Source organism: Sphingomonas sp. 10B4 (assembly GCF_035019905.1).
Classification (GTDB): Bacteria; Pseudomonadota; Alphaproteobacteria; order Sphingomonadales; family Sphingomonadaceae; genus Sphingomonas; species Sphingomonas glacialis.
In genome coordinates this window covers 45,101-65,822 of the sequence record NZ_JASJVC010000007.1, presented here as the reverse complement: position 1 = coordinate 65,822, position 20,722 = coordinate 45,101, and the positions used below count along the sequence as shown (strand labels likewise).

Genomic DNA, 20,722 nt, shown 5'->3' with positions numbered 1-20,722 from the left:
ACGACCATCACCATGCCGCTGTCCTACATCGCGGCATTTATGGTATGCCAGCAAGGCTCTTTGAAATCGTCGGACAGGCACGCCCGTATCCGTTCAAAAACGGAAACGATCGACTTTGCAAACACCACGTCTTGGGGTCAATCGAGTCAACCGGCAGCAGTGTAAACCCACTGCCGCCGCCCCGACGATTACACCGCCTCCTGCGCCGCCACCTCGGCACTCACCCGGCACCCCCACACCGCGTAGAACAGCACATACAGCTCGCACACCGCCGTCAGCAGGAACGAGGTCTGCAGCCCGTACATATCCGCCAGCTTGCCCTGCACGATCACTAGCGCACCGCCCGCGATCGCCATAATGAGCAGCCCCGATCCCTCCTCGGTCAGCGGCCCGAGCCCGCGAATGCCGAGCGTGAAGATCGTCGGGAACATGATCGAGTGGAACAGCCCGACCGAGATCAGCGCCCACATCGCGACATGGCCCGTGGTGAACGTCGCGACGAGCATCACCACACATGCGCCGATGCTGGCGGCGGCGAGCACGTGCTCGGCGGGGATGCGCTGCATCAGATAGCTGCCGACGAAGCGGCCGACCATCATCCCGCCCCACAGCAGGAAGAGATAATGCGAGGCCTGCTCGTGCGTCGTGTTGCCGATCTCGGGTTGGCTGATGAAGTTGATGAAGAGGTTGCCGACGCCGATCTCGGCGATCAAATAGATGAAGATCGCCGGGATGCCGAAGATCAGGTTGCGGTGCGACCAGAGCGAATGGTTGGCGCGCTCGGCCTTGGCGTTGCGCTTGGTGGCAGCCCCCATCGCCGGCAGCGGCGAGCGCGCGATGACGACCGCGAGCACGACCAGGACGACCGCGACGATCAGATACGGCAATTGCACCGATTGCGCGTCGGCGAGCCGCTGCGCCGGGGTCAGCGCCGCCGCCCCCGCCGCCGCCGTGCCCGAGGTCGAGCGACCGAGGATCAGATACCCGCCGAACAGCGGCGCGAGCGTCGCGCCGAGCGAGTTGAACGCCTGCACCAGATTGAGCCGCGACGACGCGGTCTCGGGCTTGCCGACGACCGCGACATACGGGTTGGCGGCGACCTGCAGCAACGTGATGCCGCTCGCGATGACGAACAAAGCGAACAGCGTCACCCCGTACGACGGGATCCGCGCCGCGACGATCATCCCGAGCGCACCCGCCGCCATGATGACGAGGCCGACCACCAATGAGCGCTGATAGCCGATCCGCTCGATCAGCTTGGCCGAGGGGATCGACGCGACGAAATAGGCGATGAACCACACGCTTTCGATCAGCGTCGTCTGGGTATAGCTCAGGTCGAACACGCTGCGCAGATGCGGCAGCAGCGTGTTGTTGATGACCGTGATGAAGCCCCACATGAAGAACAGGCTCGCCAGCAGCGTCAGTGCCGAACGATAGCGCCCGCCCTCGAGTGAATCGCCCGATGCGACGGGGGCAGGCGCGGCAATCACGGGTGCGGCCATTCGTAGATCCTCCATGTGGCGAACCCCGCGCGCGGCGGATTGCCTTCTCGGTATTTGTCCGAGTATAAGTCTCGCTCTATCTCGTCAACAGATAGCCTCGGCGACCGGAGTGTGTGGCGCGGGAATGTGGAAACCCGTCCGCGCCTAGGGAGGTCGCCGCGCTGCTGCTGACCCAGTCCGGACGATCCTGCATGACCGACACGCCTACCGCTCCCGCCACGCCGCTCGCTCGCCTGCGCTCGCGCGCCTGGTTCGACAATCCCGACAATATCGACATGACCGCGCTGTACCTCGAGCGCTATCTGAACTTCGGGCTCAGCCTCGAGGAACTCCAGTCGGGCAAGCCGATCATCGGCATCGCGCAGACCGGCAGCGACCTGTCGCCGTGCAACCGCCATCATCTCGTGTTGGCAGACCGCGTGCGAGAGGGCATCCGCGAGATGGGCGGGATCGCGATCGAATTCCCGGTCCATCCGATCCAGGAAACCGGCAAGCGCCCGACCGCCGGGCTCGACCGCAACCTCGCCTATCTTGGCCTCGTCGAGACGCTCTACGGCTATCCGCTCGACGGCGTCGTGCTGACGATCGGCTGCGACAAGACGACGCCCGCCTGCCTGATGGCGGCCGCAACCGTGAACATCCCGGCGATCGCGCTGTCGGTCGGGCCGATGCTCAACGGCTGGCACAAGGGCGAGCGCACCGGCTCGGGCACGATCGTGTGGAAGGCGCGCGAGATGCTCGCCAAGGGCGAGATCGACAATGCCGGCTTCATCAAGCTCGTCGCCTCGTCGGCACCGTCGACCGGCTATTGCAACACGATGGGCACCGCGACGACGATGAACTCGCTCGCCGAGGCGCTCGGCATGATGCTGCCGGGCTCGGCCGCGATCCCCGCGCCGTATCGCGACCGCCAGGAGGTCGCCTATCTCACCGGCAAGCGGATCGTCGACATGGTCCGCGAGGACCTCAAGCCATCCGACATCATGACGCGCGACGCCTTCCTTAACGCGATCGTCGTCAATTCGGCGATCGGCGGATCGACCAACGCGCCGATCCATCTGGCGGCGATCGCGCGCCATGTCGGCGCCGAGCTCGAGCTCGACGACTGGCAGACGCACGGCCACAAGGTCCCGCTGCTCGTCAATCTGCAGCCGGCCGGCGAATATCTCGGCGAGGATTATTATCGCGCGGGCGGCGTGCCCGCCGTCGTCGCCGAGTTGATGCGCCACGACCTGATCCAGGAAGGCGCGCTGACCGTCAACGGCCAGACGATCGGCGACAATTGCCGGGATGCGACGATCGAGGACGATCGCGTGATCCGCACCTTCGAGACGCGGCTCGTCGAGGAAGCCGGCTTCGTCGTTCTGAAGGGCAATCTGTTCGACGCCGCGATCATGAAGACGAGCGTGATCAGCGCCGAGTTCCGCGAGCAATATCTCTCCAACCCCGAGGATCCCGAGGCGTTCGAAGGGCCGGCGATCGTGTTCGACGGTCCTGAGGATTATCACCACCAGATCGACGATCCCGCGCTCGGCATCACGCGCGAGACGCTAATGTTCATGCGTGGTGCCGGCCCGATCGGCTATCCCGGCGCGGCCGAGGTCGTCAACATGCGGCCGCCCGCGTATCTGATCCGCGACGGTGTGCACGCGCTTCCGTGCATCGGCGACGGTCGACAGTCGGGGACGTCGGCCTCGCCGTCGATCCTCAACGCCTCGCCCGAAGCGGCGGCGCATGGCGGGCTGGCGCTGCTGAGGACGGGCGACCGCGTGCGGATCGATCTCGGTCGCGGCACCGCCGATGTGCTGATCTCGGACGAAGAGCTTGCCGAGCGCCGCGCCGCGCTGGTCGCAGCGGGCGGGTATCAGTATCCGGCCTCGCAGACCCCGTGGCAGGAAATGCAGCGCGCTGTCGTCGGCCAGCTCAACACCGGCGCGATCCTCGAGGGTGCCGAAAAGTATCAGCGCATCGCACAGACGCGGGGATTGCCGCGCGACAGCCACTGAGTTGACACAACAAGGGGCGGCGGTTGCGGCCGCCGTCCCTTTAATCCTCACCGACGCTGCGGGCTTCGCTTAGTCCTCGAACGCCTCGACTTGCCGCCGCTCGCCGCGCAGATAGGCATCGGCCACGTGCCGCAACGGCGCGACATCGACGTCACTCTCGCCCGCCGCGATCAGCGCCGCGAAACGATCGTACAGCCCGCGATATTCGGCCTCAGGCGCGAGCCTATGCTCGACTCCGTCGATCCGCAATTCGCTGCCACCCTTCGACAGCACAAGCGTGCCGGCATCGGTCTCGACCTTAATGTCCCACGTCTGCGGGCCCGTCTGGCGCCAGTCGAACTCCGCACGGATCGGCGTTCCCGCAGCATCGGTGAAGTGCAGATCGGCTGCGATCGGCGAAGCGCGATTGGTTGGAATCTCCAGCACGCCGTGCGTGAGGAAGAAGCCCGGCAGGATCGCGGTCGCGATCGACAGCGCGTTGATCCCGGGATCGAACACCCCCATCCCGCCGGCTTCCCAGATCCACGCCTGGCCGGGATGCCAATGGCGCACGTCTTCCTTCCACTCGACATGGACCGAGCGCAGCACCTTGCCCGCCAGCCAAGCCCTGGCAGTCTCGACCCCCGCTGCGTAGCGCGAGTGCCAGCTCGCAAACAGCGTCACCCCCTTATCGCGTGCCAGAGCGTGCAACAGGTCGACTTCGCTCAGCGTCGCGCCGGGCGGCTTTTCGAGGAAAACGTGCTTGCCGGCAGCGATCGCGAGGCGCGCCGCCTCGAAGCGGACTTGCGGCGGCTGGCACAGCGAGACCGCGTCGATGTCCTCGGCGGCGAGCATCTCTTCGATCGTAGTGTGCGTCACCCCGTGCTCGATCCGCCCGTGCCGGCTGGCGGCGGTGACGAGATCGAAATCGGGCGACGCGTCGAGGACGGGAATATGCTGGTCGCGCGCGATCTTGCCGACGCCGACGATGCCGATACGGATCACCATCTCAAAGTGCCTTCACGCTGACGGAGACGGGCGCATCGATCGCGATCGGGTTGCGCACGCGCAAATGGAACGGGACGGCTTCGATTTCAAATACGTCGCCTTCCTGGGTTTGCACGGCTTCGCTGAACGACAGCGTCGCGGTCCCGAAGAAATGGACGTGCACATCGCCCGGTCGGCGGAAAAGCGCATATTTGAAATGGTGATGCTCGAGATTGTCGATCGAATGCGACATGTTCGCCTCGCCCGACAGGAACGGCTTTTCCCACAGCGTCGCGCCGTCGCGCACGATCCGGCTGGTGCCACGGATGTCGGCGGGGAGCGCACCGACGCGCAATTCGGGGCCGAGCGCGGCATTGCGCAGCTTCGAATGCGCCAGCCACAGATAATTGCCCCGCTCGGTGACATGGTCCGAAAACTCGTTGGCGAGCGCAAAGCCAAGCCGGACCGGCGTGCCGTCGGCATCGATCAAATAGATGCCGGCAATCTCGGGCTCCTCGCCTGCATCGAGAGCAAAGGCGGGCGAGCGCAGCGGCTCGCCGGGGCCGACCAATTGCGACCCGTCGCCCTTGTAGAACCATTCGGGCTGGACGCCCTGCCCCGGCTCGGACGGCTTGCCGCCCTCGACCCCCATCAGGAACATCTTCATCGAATCGGTCGGCGCAGGATTTTCGACTGCGGCACGGTGCATCTTGTCGCGCCCCTCGGCCGAGCCGAGATGCGTGAGACCCGTTCCGGTGAGCAGCAGATGCGCGGGATCGATATGGTCAACCGGCGAGAGCAGTGTCACGCTCGCCAGGTCGAGCGGGTCGCCAACGCCGGCGCGTTCCACCGCTTCGGCCAGACCGACCCCGTCAGCAAGCGCCGTCTTGGCAAGCGCGATGGTGGTCCTGGCACCGGGCACGACGCGCGCCGAGCCGTCGGCACCGAGCGCAGCGACGCCGCGAGCGCCGTCAGCGCCGCGAAATTGAACGAGCGATACGCTCATCGTTAATCTCTCCACAAAGCCCCGCAGCCGATCGAACCGCTGCACGCTATTAGTCCGACTACCAGCTAGCAGCGCGCTTGCAGATGTTCAACCAAGCTCCCCAAGCTTTGGTGATGGCAGCGGCGCTACCCACCGCATCGCCCAGATGACGGTCCAAGGTCGGCCGCAACAGCGAGTCGCTGCACAGTCGATATCGACCGCCACGCGAGCGTATTGATCAATCGGCGCGGGGCAAAAGCCGACCGTCATCACCGGTGGATCCCGGTCACATCCGCATCGTGCCCGTCTCGAGGAAGCGTTGGTGCCAGGACAGCGCTTCGCCCGGCAGCATCGGCGTCTGCTGGCCGTACGAGCCCAGCCGGGCGCGGCGGTAATAGTCGGCGAGCGCGGGGCGATAATCGGGATGCGCGCAATTCTCGATGATCAGCTGCGCGCGCTGCTTCGGGCTCAGCCCGCGCAGATCGGCGAGGCCTTGCTCGGTAACGAGCACTTGGACGTCCTGGCTGATATGATCGACATGGCTCGCCTGCGGCACGATCGCCGAGATCGCGCCGCCCTTGGCAGTCGACGGCGTCATGAAGATCGAGACATAGGCATTGCGCGCGAAATCGCCCGAGCCGCCGATCCCGTTCTGGATGCGCGATCCCATGATGTGCGTCGAATTGACGTTGCCGTAGATGTCCGCCTCGATCAGCCCGTTCATCGCGAGGCAGCCGAGCCGGCGGATCAGCTCGGGATGGTTGCTGATCTCCTGCGGGCGCAGGATCATCTTGTCGCGATACGCGCGCAGATCGGCATTGAGCCGCGCCGCAGCCTCCGGACTGAGCGAGAAGGCGGTCGCCGACGCCATCAGCAGTTTCCCCGAATCGAGCAAGTCGAGCATCCCGTCCTGGATCACCTCGGTGTACGAGGTCATCGCCTCGAACGGTCCAGCGACGAGCCCGCTCAGCACCGCATTGGCGATGTTGCCGACCCCCGACTGCAACGGCAGCAGCGACGCCGGCAGCCGCCCGCGGGCGACTTCATGGCGGAAGAACTCGATCAAATGCCCGGCGATCGCTTCGGCTGCGGCATCGGGTGCTGCGAACGGCAAGTTGCGATCGGGCGCATCGGTCTCGACGATTGCGACGATCTTGGCGGGATCGACGCGGTAATAGGCCTCGCCGATCCGATCATCGGGGCGGACCAGCGGGATCGGCACGCGGTGCGGCGGCAGCGCGGTGCCGTAATAGATGTCGTGCATCCCCTCGAGCGCGGGGTTCTGCCAGCGATTGACCTCGAGGATGATCTGGCCGGCGCGGTCGAGCCAGGTCTTGTTGTTGCCGACCGACGACGACGGGATGAGCGATCCGTCGTCGCGAATGCCCACGATCTCGATCACGGCGGTGTCGAGCGGTCCGAGAAAACCCTGCCACGCCATCGGCGCGACTTGGCTCAAATGCATGTCGAAATAATCCATCTCGCCACGGTTGATCTTCTCGCGCGCGATCGGATCGGAATTGTACGGCAGGCGAAACTCGATCCCGTCGGCCTTCGCAAGCGCGCCATCGAGCTCGGGCCCGGTCGACGCCCCCGTCCACACGCGGACCCGGAACGGATTCCCGAGCGCGTGCTCGGCCTCGATCCGCGCGGCGAGCGCTAGCGGAACTGCCTTTGGATAGCCCGATCCAGTAAAGCCACTCAGCCCGACCGTGCTGCCCGGTGCGATAAGCGCTGCGGCCGCCTCGGCCCCCATGACGCGGTCGCGCAACTGCGCGCTGATTTTCGAAGGCATGAACTTCCTCTTGGCGGTTATAATCCGGGGCGTGCGCAGCGTGCGGTCAAGCCGGCACCGCGGCGTGACCGATCGAGCGGCTCACAAGCAGCAAGGCGCCGTCGCCAGGATAAGGGGCAACGGTGAAGCCCATGTCGCGCTCGACCTCGATCGCGGCGTGATTATCGCGGCTCTCGATCGCCTCGAGCACCTTAACGTCCTTGGTATCGGCGACCGCCGCGATATGCGCGAGCAGCGTCCAGCCGATGCCGTGCTGCTTGAAATCCTTGCGGAGCGCGATAGCGACTTCGCCGCGCTCGAACCCCGGGTCGCAGGCGAGCATCGCGGTCGCGATCATCGTCGCTCCGTCATGCGTGAACGCGAGGTAATTCTCGGTCCAGCGATGGTCGACGTGCGTAAGGGCAGTGATCTGTGCCGGCGCGACTTCGTTCATTCCGGTGAGAAAGCGAAACCGCAGATCCTCACGCGTCACATGGGTGAAGAACTCGGCGACGGTGCCATCGTCCTCGGGCCGCGCCGGGCGGACGTGGAATGTGAACCCGTGGCGCGTGGTGAGTGTCTGGCTCGGCTGATGCATCGAAGACCCTTCCGCTTGGCAAACGAAACCCGATTCCGAGCTTCGCAAGAGCGCCTCATGCGCTGCGAAGGTCGGGCTGGCTGCTGATGAAACTACGTAGATCGGGCCTCGCGCAGCGTCATGTCGCCAACACCGCCGCGACCGGACGACGCAGCGCATAGGGCAACGCGGGCCCACGCCCGAAGCGCAGGACGAGATCGGGCCGCATGCCTGGCGCGCCGATCACCGCGGCAAGCTCGGGTCGCAAACCGGGGACCTCGACCGGCTGATTGACGAACGCGCATTTGATGCCGAGCGCGGTCGCTTGGAGCGCGAACCGCTGGCACGCCCGACCGACGCGCACCCAATGGTCGGGATCCGCCTTTGCCCCAAGGAAGATCGCCACGCCGGCCGAAGAGTCGAGCTGGCGCGCATATCGGTCGTTTTCCGAGCGGGCGGTAACGAAGCGATCGAACAGCGCCGGCCCGGCCCAGCTCGGCAGCGCTGGGTTACCGCTCGCCGCGCTGAACAGGCCGTCGCGTGTCCGCAGCGCCGCGTGCGGATTGTAGCGCAGCCACTGCTTGAGTTCGCGTACGAAAGCCGGGTCGGCCATCTGCCTGGAGTTGCCGTCGATGATCATGTCGCGCACGATCGCCCTGTCGCGGCGTTCGGTCATCAGAATCAGCTCGACCCCGGGCACCGCTGCCGCGACCGCCAAGTCGCGGAGCTCGGCGGTGGGCAGCGATCGCCCGTCATAGCGGCCACGCGTCGATTGCCGCTTGGGGATCGCCCAGAACAACGGATCATCGACGGGAGAGCCGGGGCGAAACGCAAAGCCGATCGTCCCGCCATCGTCGGGCGCAAACACCGCCTCCCCGCGATGCCCCGACGCAGCCGCCGCCAGCACGAGGTTTTCGGTCGCGCATCCCAGGCTGACGAACAGATGGTGATCGTCGGGATCGACCACCGGGGTACGCCGGCTGAAGTCGGGGAGCACGTCGATCCGGTTCGTGCCGAGGCGGAAGCGCCACGGCTGCGTATTATGGCCGTTGGGGGCAAGCGTCGCGAAGCGGACGAGCTCGCCCAGCGCCGGGTTGCCGCCAAGCGGAATACGCGCGGCGGCCGCTGCCGCATCATACGCGGTCATCGAGGACAGGTCGTGGAGGCCGGCCCAGCCAGCCCCCACGACGCCGAGCCCGGCTGCCCCGCCCCCGAGCAGAAGATTTCGGCGGTTCATCCCAGACCCTCCCGATCGGTGCGAGGCGCGCTCAGGCGTCGGCCGGCGTGAAGTCGAGCACGACGCGTGACGGCACATCGCCGCGCTCGAGCCGCTCGAACACGCTGTTGATCGCCGCCAAGGGCTGCAGCTCGATGTCGGCCTTGACCTTGCCGTCGGCGGCGAATTGGAGGCACTCGGCCATATCCTTGCGCGTGCCGACGAACGATCCCCGCACGGTGATGCAATTCGCCACGACATCGAACAACGGCACGGGGAACTCGCCCGGCGGCAAGCCGACGAGCACGCAGGTGCCGCGCTTGCGCGTCATCGCGACGCCTTGCTTGAACGCGGCGAGCGAGGGCGCGGTGATCAGCACGCCGTGCGCCCCGCCGCCGGTCTTCTCCTTGAGGATTTCGGCGGGACTATGCGTCTTTGCGTTGATGACGAGATCGGCGCCGAGCCGCGTCGCGTGGGCGAGCTTGCCGTCGTCAATGTCGATCCCGGCGACGTTCAGCCCCATCGCCTTGGCATATTGGATCGCGAGATGGCCAAGCCCGCCACAGCCCGAAATCGCGACCCATTCGCCGGGCCGCGCCTGCGTTTCCTTGATGCCTTTGTACGTCGTGATGCCAGCGCAGATCAGCGGCGCGGCCTCGACCGCGCTCAGCCCGGCGGGGATATGCGCGACATAGTCGGGGTCGGCGAGCAGATATTCGGCGAAGCCGCCATTTTGCGTGTAGCCGCCGAACTTGGCCTCGCCGCACACCGTCTCCCACGCCGACAGGCAATATTCGCAATGTCCACATGCCGAATAGAGCCAGGGCACGCCGACGCGGTCGCCTTCCTTGACGCGGGTCACTCCGGCGCCGAGCGCGACGACGATGCCGATCGCCTCATGCCCGGGGATGAAAGGCGGGTTGGGCTTGACCGGCCAATCGCCCTTCGCGGCGTGCAGATCGGTATGGCAGACCCCGCACGCCTCGGTCTTGACGAGGATCTGCCCGGGCCCCGGCGTCGGGATCGCAACCACCTGAAGCGCCAGCGGCTGTCCGAATGCGGTGACGACCGCGGCGTGCATTGTCTTGGCCATGAGCAGGCTCCTTCCGGGGGAAATGCGAGAATCGTTTCGACCTGACACGCGCGCGACACGCTGACAGCTGTGCCGCGACACGGCCGCCTGCACGAGCGCTCTGGCCTGTCTTCCCTAGAAGTCGCGACCCGCGTTTGGGCAGACTCGGAAAATACGCATAGCTCCGACCGGCAACTGCCTTGCGCCGGTCAGCCTGAGCGCTAGGTTCAAAGCGCCTCCCGCCAAGGACCCCTGCATGCGCGCTGTCTTCGCTGTTCTCCTGTCTGCCACCATCCTGACGGGCGGCGCGCACGCGGCCGCCCCCACCGCCGCGGCGTCGGCCGATGCCGCGCTAGAGCTCGCCAAGAAGGCAATCGCGCTGCGCTCGGTAAAGGGCCCGGGCAACCAGACCCCGCAAGTCGCCGCGCTCTACAAGGCGGCGCTCGTCGCGGGCGGTTTTGCCGATGCCGATGTCGAGATCGTGCCCGTCGACGACACCGCCTATCTGATCGGCACGTGGCGCGGCAGCGATCCGTCGCTCAAGCCGATGGTGATTTCGGGGCACATGGACGTCGTCGAGGCCAAGCCCGCCGACTGGAAGCGCGATCCGTTCACCCCCGTGGTCGAGAACGGCTATCTCTACGGCCGCGGCGCGACCGACATGAAGCTCGACGGGACGATCGCGATCACCGCGCTCACCGACCTGCGGCGCAGCGGCTATAAGCCCAAACGGTCGATCGTCATCGAATTCTCGGGTGACGAGGAAACCGCGATGAAGACCTCGACGCTGATCGCCGAGCGGCTCAAGGACGCCAATATCGTGCTCAACGTCGATGGCGGCGGCGGCGTACTCGACGAGGCGACCGGCAAGCCCAAATATTGGACGTGGAACGGCGCGGAGAAGACCTATGCCGATTTCCGGCTGACCGTCACCAACCCCGGCGGCCACTCGTCGATGCCGCGCCCGGTCAACGCGATCGTCGAGCTTTCGAAAGCGCTCGAGAAGGTCGGCGCGTATCAGTTCAAGCCCGAACTGAGCCCGCTGACGCGCGAGGCGCTGACCAAGGCCGCGCCGTTCGAGGAGCCCGCGATCGGTGCCGCGCTGAAAGCGTACGTCGCCGACCCGACCGACAAGGCCGCGATCGCGACGCTGACCGCCAATCCCGCGACCGTCGGCAAGATCGGCACGACCTGCGTCCCGACGCTCGTCAACGGCGGACACGCCGAGAACGCGCTCCCACAGCGCGCGACCGCCAACATCAACTGCCGGATCTTCCCCGGCCACAAGCCAGCCGACATCATGGCCGAGCTCGGCCGCGTGATCGCCGACCCGTCGTTGACGATCGCCGATGTCAGCGAAGGCTCGGTCGCGAACGACGCATCGCCGATGCGCCCCGATTTCATCGCCGCGATCACCCGCGCGATGGGCCAGGTCTATCCGGGCGTGCCCGTCTTCCCGGCGATGGCCTCGGGCGCGAGCGACAGCATGTGGTTCCGCTCGCACCACGTCGCGAGCTATGGCGCGAGCCCGACCTTCATCAAGCCGTCGGACGATTTCAGCCACGGCCTCGACGAGCGCACGCCGATCGCGACGATCGAACCGGGGATTCGCTACTACAAGCTGCTGTTCACCGATCTGTCGAAGTAACCGCGGCAAACGCGCTTGATGCGCCCCGGTCTTGCCCGGGGCGCACGCCGATCCTAAGTTCGGCACACCCGCAATCGGAGCTCAGCATGGCGCCGTGTCCCCCCGATCCTGATGCCGACTGGAGCTTGCCCGGCTGGCTCTATACCGATCCCGAATATCATGCGGTCGAGGTCGAGCGTGTGCTGCGGCCGTCGTGGCAAATCGTCTGCCACCAGAACCAGATCGCCAACGCCGGCGATTTCCACACGATCGACTATCTCGGCGAGAGCGTCGTCGTCGTGCGCGGCGATGACGGTGCGCTGCGCGCCTTCGCCAATGTCTGCCGCCATCGCGCGATGCGGCTCGTCGAGGGGCCGACGGGATGTGCGCGCAAGTTCGTCTGCCCGTATCACGCCTGGAGCTACGAGACCGACGGCCGTCTGTCGGGCGTGCCGATGCGCCGCGATTATCCCGCGCTCGAGCTCGAGGCGCACGGCCTCGCCCCGGTCGAGCTCGAGATCTGGCGCGGCTTCGTGTTTGTCCGGCTCGAAGGCGATGGTCCGTCGGTCGCCGCGATGATGGCGCCCTACGATGCCGAAATCGCGCCGTATCGCGTCGAGGCGATGCAGGCGCTCTCGCCCGTTCGGCTGCGCGAGCGCGCGGTCAATTGGAAGAACGTCGGCGACAATTATTCGGACAATCTGCACATCCCGGTCGCGCATGACGGGCTGAGCCGGCTGTTCGGCAAGAGCTATGCGATCGAGGCGGCACCGTTCGTCGACAAGATGTCGGGCCAGATCGTCGACCGCGCCTCGGACAATCCGTGGGAGCGGTTCTACCAGACGCATCTGCCGCACGTCGATCATCTGCCGCAAGCCAACCAGCGGCTATGGCTCTATTTCAAGCTGTGGCCCAACATGGCGTTCGATCTCTACGCCGACCAGATCGATTTCATGCAATGGCTCCCGCTGACGCCGACCACCAGCGTGCTGCGCGAAATGGCGTTCGCGCTGCCTGATGACCGGCGCGAGATGAAGCTCGTGCGCTATGCCAATTGGCGGATCAACCGCGTCGTCAATGCCGAGGACACCTGGCTGATCGAGCGCGTCCAGCAAGGGATGGCGTCGCGCAGCTACACCGCAGGGCCGATCGGGCGGAGCGAGGTGTGCCTGCGCAGCTTCGCGCGGAAGATCCGCGAGCGCATCCCGGAGGCGCGGTTGCAGCGTGCGCCCGCGCCGGGATGGTCGCGGGGGTAGTGCTCTGCGGGCTTCCTCTCCCGCTCGCGGGAGAGGAAACGCAGACTTGGTCCGCCTTCTTCAGGCGGGCCTAGTCGAAGTCGGTGAGGGTCTTTTTCTTTCGGTCGTTGAAGAAGAAGAAGACCCTCCCCCACCCCTCCCGCGAAGGCGGGAGGGGGTAAGAAGTAGGAAGGCGGGAGCAAGCATGACCAAACGCTACGACGCGCTCATCATCGGCGGTGGCCATAACGGCCTCGTCTGCGCCTTCTACCTCGCGCGCGCCGGGCTCAAGGTCCGGATCCTCGAACGCCGCCATGTCGTCGGCGGGGCGGCGGTAACCGAGGAATTCCACCCCGGCTTCCGCAATTCGACCGCGAGCTACACCGTCAGCCTGCTGCGCCCCAAGGTCATCGCCGACATGAAGCTGCACGATCGCGGCTTTCGCATCATCGAGCGGACGATCAGCAACTTCTTCCCCTTCCCCGACACCTATCTCACGCTCGGCGGCGGCACCGCGCGCACGCAAGCGCAGTTCGCGCGCTTCAGCCAGAGGGATGCCGACGCCTACCCGGCCTATGACGCCGCGCTCGAAAAGGTCGCGCAAGTGCTCCGCGATCTCGCGCTCAAGACCCCGCCCAATGTCGGCGGCGGTTTACGCGCGCTGCTCGCGGGTGCGGCGCAGGGCTGGCCCGTCGCCAAGATGGGGATCGAGCAGCAACGCGATCTGCTCGACATCTTCACCAAATCGGCGCGCGATTTCCTCGGCGGCTGGTTCGAGGACGACCATGTCCAGTCGGCCTTCGCCTTCGACGCGGTGGTGGGCAATTATGCCGGCGTCTCGACCCCGGGCAGCGCCTATGTCCTGCTCCACCACGTCTTCGGCGAGGTGAACGGCAAATACGGCGCCTGGGGCCATTCGGTCGGCGGGATGGGCGCCATCACGCAGGCGATGGCGCACGCCTGCCTCGAAGCGGGCGTCGAGATCAGCCTCGACGCTCCCGTCGCCAAGCTGCTGACCGAAGGTGGCAAAGTCGCGGGCGTCCGCCTTGAGTCGGGCGAAGAGATTGCTGCCAAGATCGTCGCAGCCAATGTCGGCCCGGCCTTGCTCTATCGCCAGATGGTCGATTCCTCCGATCTGCCGGCCGACTTCAACCGCCGGATCGCCGGGTTCAAGACCGGCAGCGGCACCTTCCGCATGAACGTCGCTTTGTCCGAACTGCCCGATTTCAGCGTGCTGCGCGGCAAGGACAAGGCCGAGCATCATACCGCCGGGATCATCATCGCGCCCGGCATGGATTACATGGACCAGGCGTTCATCGACGCGCAGCAATATGGCTGGTCGAAACAGCCGATCGTCGAGATGAAGCTGCCGACGACGGTCGACGACAGCCTCGCAGCGCCCGGCCAGCATATCGCCAGCCTGTTCTGCCAGCAATTCGCGCCGACGCTGCCAGATGGCCGCTCTTGGGACGATGCGCGCGAGGAGGTCGCCGACCTGATCATCGACACCGTCACCGCGCACGCCCCCAACTTCAAGGCGAGCGTGATCGCGCGCCAGATCCATTCGCCGCTCGATCTCGAGCGCAAGTTCGGGCTGGTCGGCGGCGACATCTTCCACGGGGCGATGGGCCTCGATCAGCTTTGGGCGGCACGACCGGTGCTCGGCCACGGCGACTATCGCGGGCCGATCAAGGGGCTCTATTTGTGCGGATCGGGCGCGCATCCCGGCGGCGGCGTGACCGGCGCGCCGGGGCACAATGCGGCGCACGAGATCCTGCGCGATCGCAGTCTAGTCGGGCGCGTCTTCGGATAGCGCCGCGCGATACCGCAGCAGATACAGCGGGATCGCGGTCAGCATCAGCCCGACGCTCAGGCCGATCGCCTCGATCCCCGCGCCCCACATCGCCCACGCGGCAAAGGCCAGCCCCAGCGCGGCGGCGACGGGCGCGATCCGCAGGATCAGCGCGGTGAGGCACGCGCCGACATAGAGCCAGATCGTCGCCGCTGCCGTCAGCCGCAGCATGAAGTCGAGCAGCCCGCCGAGCGACCGCGTCGCGTTCGACAGAACGAGCAAGCTGGCGAGCGTGCTCGACACGAGCAGGATCGCAACCGGCACGTCGCGCGCGCTGGTTGCACCGATCCAGCGCGGCAGCAGCCCGGCGCGCGCCATGCCGAGCGGCACCTCGCCCTGCACCAGCGTCCAGCCGTTGAGCGCGCCGATCGCCGCGATCGCGGCGAAGCCTGCGGTCGCAAGCCCCGCCCAAGGCCCCCAGAAGGTCTAGACGAACAGCGCGAACGGTGCCTGCGCATTGGCGACAGCCGCGCTCGGCAATGCGAAGATGATGCCGGTGCAGACGATGAGATACAGCACCCCCGTCAGCGCGAGCCCGAACAGCATCGCGCGCACCACATTGCGCGCCGGATCGCGCACCCGCTCGGCGGCGACGCTCGCCGCTTCGAACCCGACGATCGCGTAGAAGGCGAAGGTCAGCGCCGGCGTCAGACCGCCCCATGCGAAATCCGCATAGGGCCCGGCCGAATGCCCCACCCCACCTCGCCACGCGATCCCGACGAGGATCAGGACAATCGCACCAAGCGGGACGAGCTTGATCACCGTCGTGCCGACTTGGAACGCCCCCGCCAGCCGCGCACCGCCGAGGTTGAGCACCGTCAACAGCCAGATCAGCACCGTCGCCGACACCGCCTGGGCAAGCGCCGTCGCGCCGATCATCGGCACGAATTGCGCGAGATAGCGCACTGCGGTCAGTGCGATCACCGCATTGGCGGACCAGATACCGATCCAATAGCTCCACCCGACGAGCACGCCGCACAGCGGACCCAGCCCGGCGCCGCACATCGCGACCACTCCCGTCGCTTCGGGCATCGCCGCCGTCAGCCTTGCGAGCACCCAGGCGATCAACATCGCGCCGCTGACGCCCACGATCCACGCCACGATGCTCGTCCAGCTATAAGGCGCAAGTTGTGCGGGCAGGACGAAGATGCCCGAGCCAATCATCCCGCCGACCACCAGCGCGGTCGCGGTCCAGAATCCGAATGGGCGGTGCGACTCCGACTCGATGCGGCAGCTCCCTTCGCCAGCGAATGGAGCACGCTGTGCAGCGCTTTGCCAGAGCGATTTCCGTCGCCGCGAATTCCGCGCTGCTAGCGGTGACAGGCCTCGGCTGCAGGAACGCCCGAGAGCAAAGCGGTACGCTGGACACGGAAATCCTCGCCGCCACGCGTGCTCGGCTGCGCGCCAGCGCCGAGCCCGTTCCACAAAGCGGCGTTGAAAGCATCGGTATCGAGGCGATCCTCGGTCGCGAAATTCTGTCCTCGCATCGCAGCGGCCCAATAAGCGGCGTCGTGCGGGGCACATCCGGCAGCCACCGGTGCCGCCACGAAGCGATCCCGCGGGATCGGCAATTGCGTCGCGCGCAGCACGTCGGCGGCGACGGCGTGGTAGCGCCAGCCCGTCATCGCCGGATCGAACACATCGGCCATCGGCACCGCGAGCGCATCGTTCAACCCGAGCGGCGCCAGGCCGAGCACCGCCTCGATCGTCCGCAACAGGCTGACGGTGGTATAGCGCGTCGAGACCAGGGCGTTGTGGCGCACCATCGGCCCGACGATGAACGCCACGCTGCGCCGGGCATCGACATGGTCGGCACCGTTCTGCGCATCATCCTCGATCACGAAGACCAGGGTGGAATCACGCGCGCGGCTCTGCGCGATCGTCTCGACGACCTGGCCGAGCGCATAGTCATTGTCCGCCATTTGCGTCTCGACGGTGTTCACCCCGTCGATCGCATCGCTGAAATCGCCGAAATGATCGTGGCTGAGCCGCAGCAGCGTGAGCGCGGGGACTGCGTCCTTCGCGTCCGCCACGGCGAATTCGCGCTGCCATTCGAGCATGCGCCAATAATCGGGCATCTTCTGGTCGAAGCCGCGGAAATACGGGTCGCTGCGCGAGGCCAGCAAGCGGTCGCCCGGCGTGTAGATCCGCGTCCCTGTCTTCGCCGGCTCGCGCTCGAGCGGAATGAAACCGGGCTTGCCGAGATCGTAGACCGAAGCGTCCGAAAAGCCGTAATTGCGAACGCTCAGCCCGGCACGGATCGCGGCATTCCACAGGAAACCCTGGCCCGTCTCGTCGTCACGATCGCCATCGGGCGCAGTGAGCAGCGCTGGCCCGGGCAGCAGATCGGGATCGGTCGAGACCGCCGGATTCGTCGCGTGCCGCTCAGCGGGCGTCTGTGCTGTGTAGATGAAGCGATCGGCCTCCTCCGCCTCATACGCCAGCCCGCGCCCGGCATAATTGACCGGTGCGGTCTTCTCGAGGAGGTCTGGCACGCGCGCCGCGGTCGACCAGGTCCAGCCGGTGCTCGACTGCTCGCCGCTGTCATAGAAATTGTCGAGCGTGACGAAGTCGCGCGCGAGGCGGTGATGATTGGGCGACAGCCGCTCGCCAAGGATCGCGAGCCGCGGATCGCCATTTCCGACCGCGAGATCGCCGAGCACTTGGTCGTAGGTCCGGTTTTCCTTGATGATGAAGACGACGTGCTTGATCCGCGCACGCACCGCCGCCATCGTCGTGTTCGCGGCCGCGCGCGCCTGCGTTGCGGTCAGCCCGATATTGTCGGCGACTTGCAGCGTGGTGCGCACCAACGCCGCTGGCTTGGGGAGCGCGAACTGCAGCAGCCCGGCCTTTTCGAGCTGGAAGATATATTGGTTGGCGGCGCCGCATGCATTGGGCTGGCCGCGATAGATAGCGAGCTTCGGCGCGCAGCCGAGCGGGTTCGGCCCCGGCGGGCTCTTGCGATTGACGACGAATACGCGACCGCCATCGCGGCTCACTGCGACCGCGCTGGGATACCAGCCCGTCGGCACGAGCCCGTCGACGCTCGCGCCATCGGCGCGCGGCGTAACCAAGGCGACCGCGTTGATTCCCCCCATCGTCACGAGCAAGCGGTGATCGGGGAGCAACGCCAGCGCATTGGCATTGAGCCCCTTGGCGAGCGGTGCCGCGCCAAGTGCGTCCGGCAGCCCGAGCCGCGGCTCGGCGGCGAGACGGCCGGTCTTGAGGTCGATGATCGCCAGCCGGTCGGCATTGTCCTCGGTCGCGTAGAGCCGGCCGAGGCGTGGATCGACCAGCAGTGCGGTCGGCGCACCGAGCGTCGCCACGCGGCCTGTCACACGGACCGCAGCGCCGATGATCTCCAGCGCGACGAGTTGCCGATCGCGTGGTGCCGACACCCAGGCATGCGTCGCATCGATCCAGACGATCGCAAACGGGTTCTCGCCGCCCGGAACGCCGGCTTGCGCGGGATCGATCTTGCCAGGCCGCAGATCGCGCTCGGCGATCACCTTGCCCGCCGCCAGGTCGATCAGGCTGATCGAATCATTGTAGTAATTTGCGACCAGCGCGTGTCGCCCATCGGGGCTGACCGCAAGCCCCGCCGCCTGCGGCTTGACCTCGGCACCGTTTCCGGTCGCATGCCCCAGCGCGATCGGCGCGCGCGTCTCGGCGAAGCGGCTTCCGTGCGCCTCGAACCGATGGACGACATCGTCGACTCCACCCCCGACGACGAAACCGCGGCCGTCGGGCTGCCACGCGATCCCCGAATAGCTGTTCGGCACGCGCGTCGTCTGAAGCAACCGACCGCCGCGCGCGTCGATCGCGTAGCGAAAGACATATTGTGTCGACTGCGCGGGGAGCCGTTTGCCATCGCTGCCGTTGAACAGATTGAACCCGCTGGTCAGTACCAGCATCTCGCGCCCGTCGGGGCTGACCGCAATCGCTGCGGCGCCATCGGCGACATACTCGGGGTGCGGCGCGATGCGCGTCGTCAGCGGTTCGAATCGTGCGCCTGGTGCTGCCAGCGGGGTCAGCCGCTGCCCGGTCGGCAGCGCGACGCCTGGCTCGGAATGGTCGCGTGCCGCAACCGACGCGGTGATCGCGAGCAAGCCACCAAACAGAAATGCTTTGTGCATGATACCCATCCCGACGCCGTAGCGCGGGCTTACGACATTTTGGCGACACAGCCTATGGAGCGTTCGCCCTGTATCGCGACGCTCCGCCGCCCCCTTCGTTCGGGAAAACCCCAATATCTGCTGCGGTGCGAAATCGGGTGAAGCCGGGCGACCGCTGCTGTGCGGCGTTAACGGAGATTGACCATGGATCCAGGTGTCGTCGACCTGTCGCGGCTGCAATTTGCCCTGACCGCGCTGTACCACTTCCTGTTCGTGCCGCTGACGCTCGGCCTGAGCTTCATGTTGGTGATCATGGAATCGGTCTATGTGATGACCGACCGGCCGATCTGGCGCGTCATCACGCGCTTCTGGAGCAAATTGTTCGCGATCAACTTCGTGCTCGGCGTCGCTACAGGGCTGACGATGGAGTTCCAGTTCGGCACCAACTGGTCGTATTTCTCGCATTATGTCGGCGACATCTTCGGCGCGCCGCTCGCGATCGAAGGGCTGATGGCGTTCTTCCTCGAGGCGACGTTTGTCGGGCTGATGTTCTTCGGCTGGAACAAGATGTCCAAGCTCGCGCATCTCGGCGTCACCTTCATGGTCGCGCTCGGCACCAATTTGTCGGCCTTGTGGATCCTCGTCGCCAATGGCTGGATGCAGAACCCCGCGGGCGCGACCTTCAACCCCGAAACGATGCGGATGGAAATCAGCGATTTCGGCACGGTGCTGTTCAACCCGATCGCGCAGGCCAAGTTCGTCCACACCGTGAGCGCCGGCTATGTCTGCGCGGCGGTGTTCGTGCTCGGCATTTCGGCGCTCTATCTGCTGCGCGGCAAATATGTCGGCGTCGCGAAACGCTCGATGGCGGTCGCCGCGGCGTTCGGCCTCGCTTCGTCGCTGTCGGTCGTCGTGCTCGGCGACGAGAGCGGGTACGCGCTCACCGACAACCAGAAGATGAAGCTCGCCGCGATCGAGGCGGCGTGGCATACCGCCCCCGCCCCCGCCGGCATCACGCTGATCGGCATCCCCGATGTCGCCGCACGAACGACGCACTACGCCGTCGAAGTGCCGTGGGTGCTCGGGCTGATCGCCACGCGCAGCCTCGACACCGAAGTCGCCGGCATGTCCGAACTCGTGCTGAAGGCGCAGGAGCGGATCACATCGGGCGTGGTCGCATACGACGCCGTCCAGAAGCTCAAGACCGACCCGACCAATGTCCGCGAGCGCACACGGTTCGAGCTCCACAAGCGCGATCTCGGCTATGCCTTGCTCCTTAAGGCGCACGTCGCCGATCCCCGCCAGGCAAGCCCGCAGCTGATTGCGGCGACTGCATGGGACGTCGTCCCGAACGTCCCGCTGATGTTCTGGAGCTTCCGCGCGATGGCGTTCATCGGCTTCTACATGATCGCGCTGTTCGCCACCGCGTTCGTGCTGGCGAGCCTGCGCCGCCACGACAGCACGCGCTGGTTCCTGCGGATCGCGCTCTATTCGATCCCGCTGCCGTGGATCGCGATTGAGCTTGGCTGGATGCTCGCCGAGATCGGCCGTCAGCCCTGGGCGATCGAAGGCGTGTTGCCGACCTTCCTCGCCACCTCGACGCTGAGCGTCGCGGCGTTGTGGACGACGATCATCGGCTTCACCGTGCTCTACGGCGCGCTCGCGGTGATCGAAGTCCGCTTGATGATCGCGGCGATCCGCAAGGGCCCGTTCGAGCATGTCGACGATCCCGTGCCCGACCAGAGCGATACCGTCGTGGTTCCCATTCTCCCCGTCGCCGCCTGAACCGAAAGGA

Annotated in this window: 13 protein-coding genes and 1 pseudogene; 5 read left to right on the top strand and 9 right to left on the bottom strand. The window is 66.4% G+C overall.

Going from position 1 to position 20,722, the window contains the following annotated elements; all coding sequences use genetic code 11:
* Positions 1-188: 188 nt before the first annotated feature.
* A complete protein-coding gene (locus QN347_RS03755) occupies positions 189-1,502 on the bottom strand; it encodes a sugar MFS transporter (RefSeq protein WP_322163791.1) in 1,314 nt (437 codons plus the stop codon).
* Between the two features lie 191 nt (positions 1,503-1,693).
* Between QN347_RS03755 and QN347_RS03750 the strand changes: the two genes are divergently transcribed.
* On the top strand, positions 1,694-3,508 hold the full coding sequence (locus QN347_RS03750) for an IlvD/Edd family dehydratase (RefSeq protein WP_322163790.1): 1,815 nt from the start codon (positions 1,694-1,696) through the stop codon (positions 3,506-3,508).
* 69 nt (positions 3,509-3,577) lie between these two features.
* Here QN347_RS03750 and QN347_RS03745 read toward each other — a convergent pair whose 3' ends face one another.
* The 6 genes from QN347_RS03745 to QN347_RS03720 form a co-directional block, all read right to left on the bottom strand.
* Positions 3,578-4,495 carry a Gfo/Idh/MocA family oxidoreductase gene (locus QN347_RS03745; protein ID WP_322163789.1) on the bottom strand — a complete coding sequence of 306 codons (918 nt, stop codon included), beginning with the start codon at positions 4,493-4,495 and terminating at the stop codon, positions 3,578-3,580.
* A gap of 1 nt (position 4,496) precedes the next feature.
* Entirely contained in the window at positions 4,497-5,480 is a 984-nt protein-coding gene (gene araD1 / locus QN347_RS03740; protein WP_322163788.1) for an AraD1 family protein, read from the bottom strand.
* A gap of 265 nt (positions 5,481-5,745) precedes the next feature.
* On the bottom strand, positions 5,746-7,254 hold the full coding sequence (locus tag QN347_RS03735; RefSeq protein WP_322163787.1) for an acetyl-CoA hydrolase/transferase family protein: 1,509 nt from the start codon (positions 7,252-7,254) through the stop codon (positions 5,746-5,748).
* A gap of 46 nt (positions 7,255-7,300) precedes the next feature.
* Positions 7,301-7,831, bottom strand: a complete 531-nt coding sequence (locus QN347_RS03730; RefSeq protein ID WP_322163786.1) for a GNAT family N-acetyltransferase — start codon at positions 7,829-7,831, stop codon at positions 7,301-7,303.
* Positions 7,832-7,949: 118 nt separating this feature from the next.
* Positions 7,950-9,047 (bottom strand): Acg family FMN-binding oxidoreductase, encoded by a 1,098-nt coding sequence (locus tag QN347_RS03725; protein WP_322163785.1) that lies wholly within the window; start codon positions 9,045-9,047, stop codon positions 7,950-7,952.
* Between the two features lie 31 nt (positions 9,048-9,078).
* Positions 9,079-10,119: a zinc-dependent alcohol dehydrogenase gene (locus QN347_RS03720; protein WP_322163784.1), complete on the bottom strand. Its 1,041-nt coding sequence runs from the start codon at positions 10,117-10,119 to the stop codon at positions 9,079-9,081.
* Between the two features lie 235 nt (positions 10,120-10,354).
* On the opposite strand from QN347_RS03720, the gene QN347_RS03715 reads away from it, so the two are divergent.
* The 3 genes from QN347_RS03715 to QN347_RS03705 all read left to right on the top strand — a co-directional run bounded on the left by QN347_RS03715 (position 10,355) and on the right by QN347_RS03705 (position 14,773).
* The gene (locus tag QN347_RS03715; RefSeq protein WP_322163783.1) at positions 10,355-11,746 is read left to right on the top strand and encodes a M20/M25/M40 family metallo-hydrolase; all 1,392 of its coding nucleotides are present in this window, start codon (positions 10,355-10,357) and stop codon (positions 11,744-11,746) included.
* Positions 11,747-11,832: 86 nt separating this feature from the next.
* Complete coding sequence (locus tag QN347_RS03710; protein WP_322163782.1) at positions 11,833-12,981, top strand: aromatic ring-hydroxylating dioxygenase subunit alpha; 1,149 nt, start codon at positions 11,833-11,835, stop codon at positions 12,979-12,981.
* 184 nt (positions 12,982-13,165) lie between these two features.
* Positions 13,166-14,773: an NAD(P)/FAD-dependent oxidoreductase gene (locus QN347_RS03705; protein WP_322163781.1), complete on the top strand. Its 1,608-nt coding sequence runs from the start codon at positions 13,166-13,168 to the stop codon at positions 14,771-14,773.
* On the opposite strand, the pseudogene QN347_RS03700 reads toward QN347_RS03705, so the two are convergent.
* Both QN347_RS03700 and QN347_RS03695 read right to left on the bottom strand, forming a co-directional pair.
* Positions 14,750-16,237 (bottom strand): annotated as a pseudogene (locus tag QN347_RS03700) (APC family permease). The gene QN347_RS03705 and the pseudogene QN347_RS03700 overlap by 24 nt on opposite strands.
* A complete protein-coding gene (locus QN347_RS03695) occupies positions 16,123-18,948 on the bottom strand; it encodes a hypothetical protein (RefSeq protein ID WP_322163780.1) in 2,826 nt (941 codons plus the stop codon). Before QN347_RS03695 ends, QN347_RS03700 begins: the two are co-directional and overlap by 115 nt.
* A 183-nt stretch (positions 18,949-19,131) precedes the next feature.
* Between QN347_RS03695 and QN347_RS03690 the strand changes: the two genes are divergently transcribed.
* Positions 19,132-20,712 carry a cytochrome ubiquinol oxidase subunit I gene (locus QN347_RS03690; protein WP_322163779.1) on the top strand — a complete coding sequence of 527 codons (1,581 nt, stop codon included), beginning with the start codon at positions 19,132-19,134 and terminating at the stop codon, positions 20,710-20,712.
* Positions 20,713-20,722 lie beyond the last annotated feature (10 nt).

What these genes read in the sequence shown, in the direction of transcription:
- QN347_RS03755 (WP_322163791.1), bottom strand. Translation starts at nt 1,502, where the DNA reads ATGGCCGCACCCGTGATTGCCGCGCCTGCCCCCGTCGCATCGGGCGAT.
- QN347_RS03750 (WP_322163790.1), top strand. Translation starts at nt 1,694, where the DNA reads ATGACCGACACGCCTACCGCTCCCGCCACGCCGCTCGCTCGCCTGCGC.
- QN347_RS03745 (WP_322163789.1), bottom strand. Translation starts at nt 4,495, where the DNA reads ATGGTGATCCGTATCGGCATCGTCGGCGTCGGCAAGATCGCGCGCGAC.
- araD1 (WP_322163788.1), bottom strand. Translation starts at nt 5,480, where the DNA reads ATGAGCGTATCGCTCGTTCAATTTCGCGGCGCTGACGGCGCTCGCGGC.
- QN347_RS03735 (WP_322163787.1), bottom strand. Translation starts at nt 7,254, where the DNA reads ATGCCTTCGAAAATCAGCGCGCAGTTGCGCGACCGCGTCATGGGGGCC.
- QN347_RS03730 (WP_322163786.1), bottom strand. Translation starts at nt 7,831, where the DNA reads ATGCATCAGCCGAGCCAGACACTCACCACGCGCCACGGGTTCACATTC.
- QN347_RS03725 (WP_322163785.1), bottom strand. Translation starts at nt 9,047, where the DNA reads ATGAACCGCCGAAATCTTCTGCTCGGGGGCGGGGCAGCCGGGCTCGGC.
- QN347_RS03720 (WP_322163784.1), bottom strand. Translation starts at nt 10,119, where the DNA reads ATGGCCAAGACAATGCACGCCGCGGTCGTCACCGCATTCGGACAGCCG.
- QN347_RS03715 (WP_322163783.1), top strand. Translation starts at nt 10,355, where the DNA reads ATGCGCGCTGTCTTCGCTGTTCTCCTGTCTGCCACCATCCTGACGGGC.
- QN347_RS03710 (WP_322163782.1), top strand. Translation starts at nt 11,833, where the DNA reads ATGGCGCCGTGTCCCCCCGATCCTGATGCCGACTGGAGCTTGCCCGGC.
- QN347_RS03705 (WP_322163781.1), top strand. Translation starts at nt 13,166, where the DNA reads ATGACCAAACGCTACGACGCGCTCATCATCGGCGGTGGCCATAACGGC.
- QN347_RS03695 (WP_322163780.1), bottom strand. Translation starts at nt 18,948, where the DNA reads ATGCACAAAGCATTTCTGTTTGGTGGCTTGCTCGCGATCACCGCGTCG.
- QN347_RS03690 (WP_322163779.1), top strand. Translation starts at nt 19,132, where the DNA reads ATGGATCCAGGTGTCGTCGACCTGTCGCGGCTGCAATTTGCCCTGACC.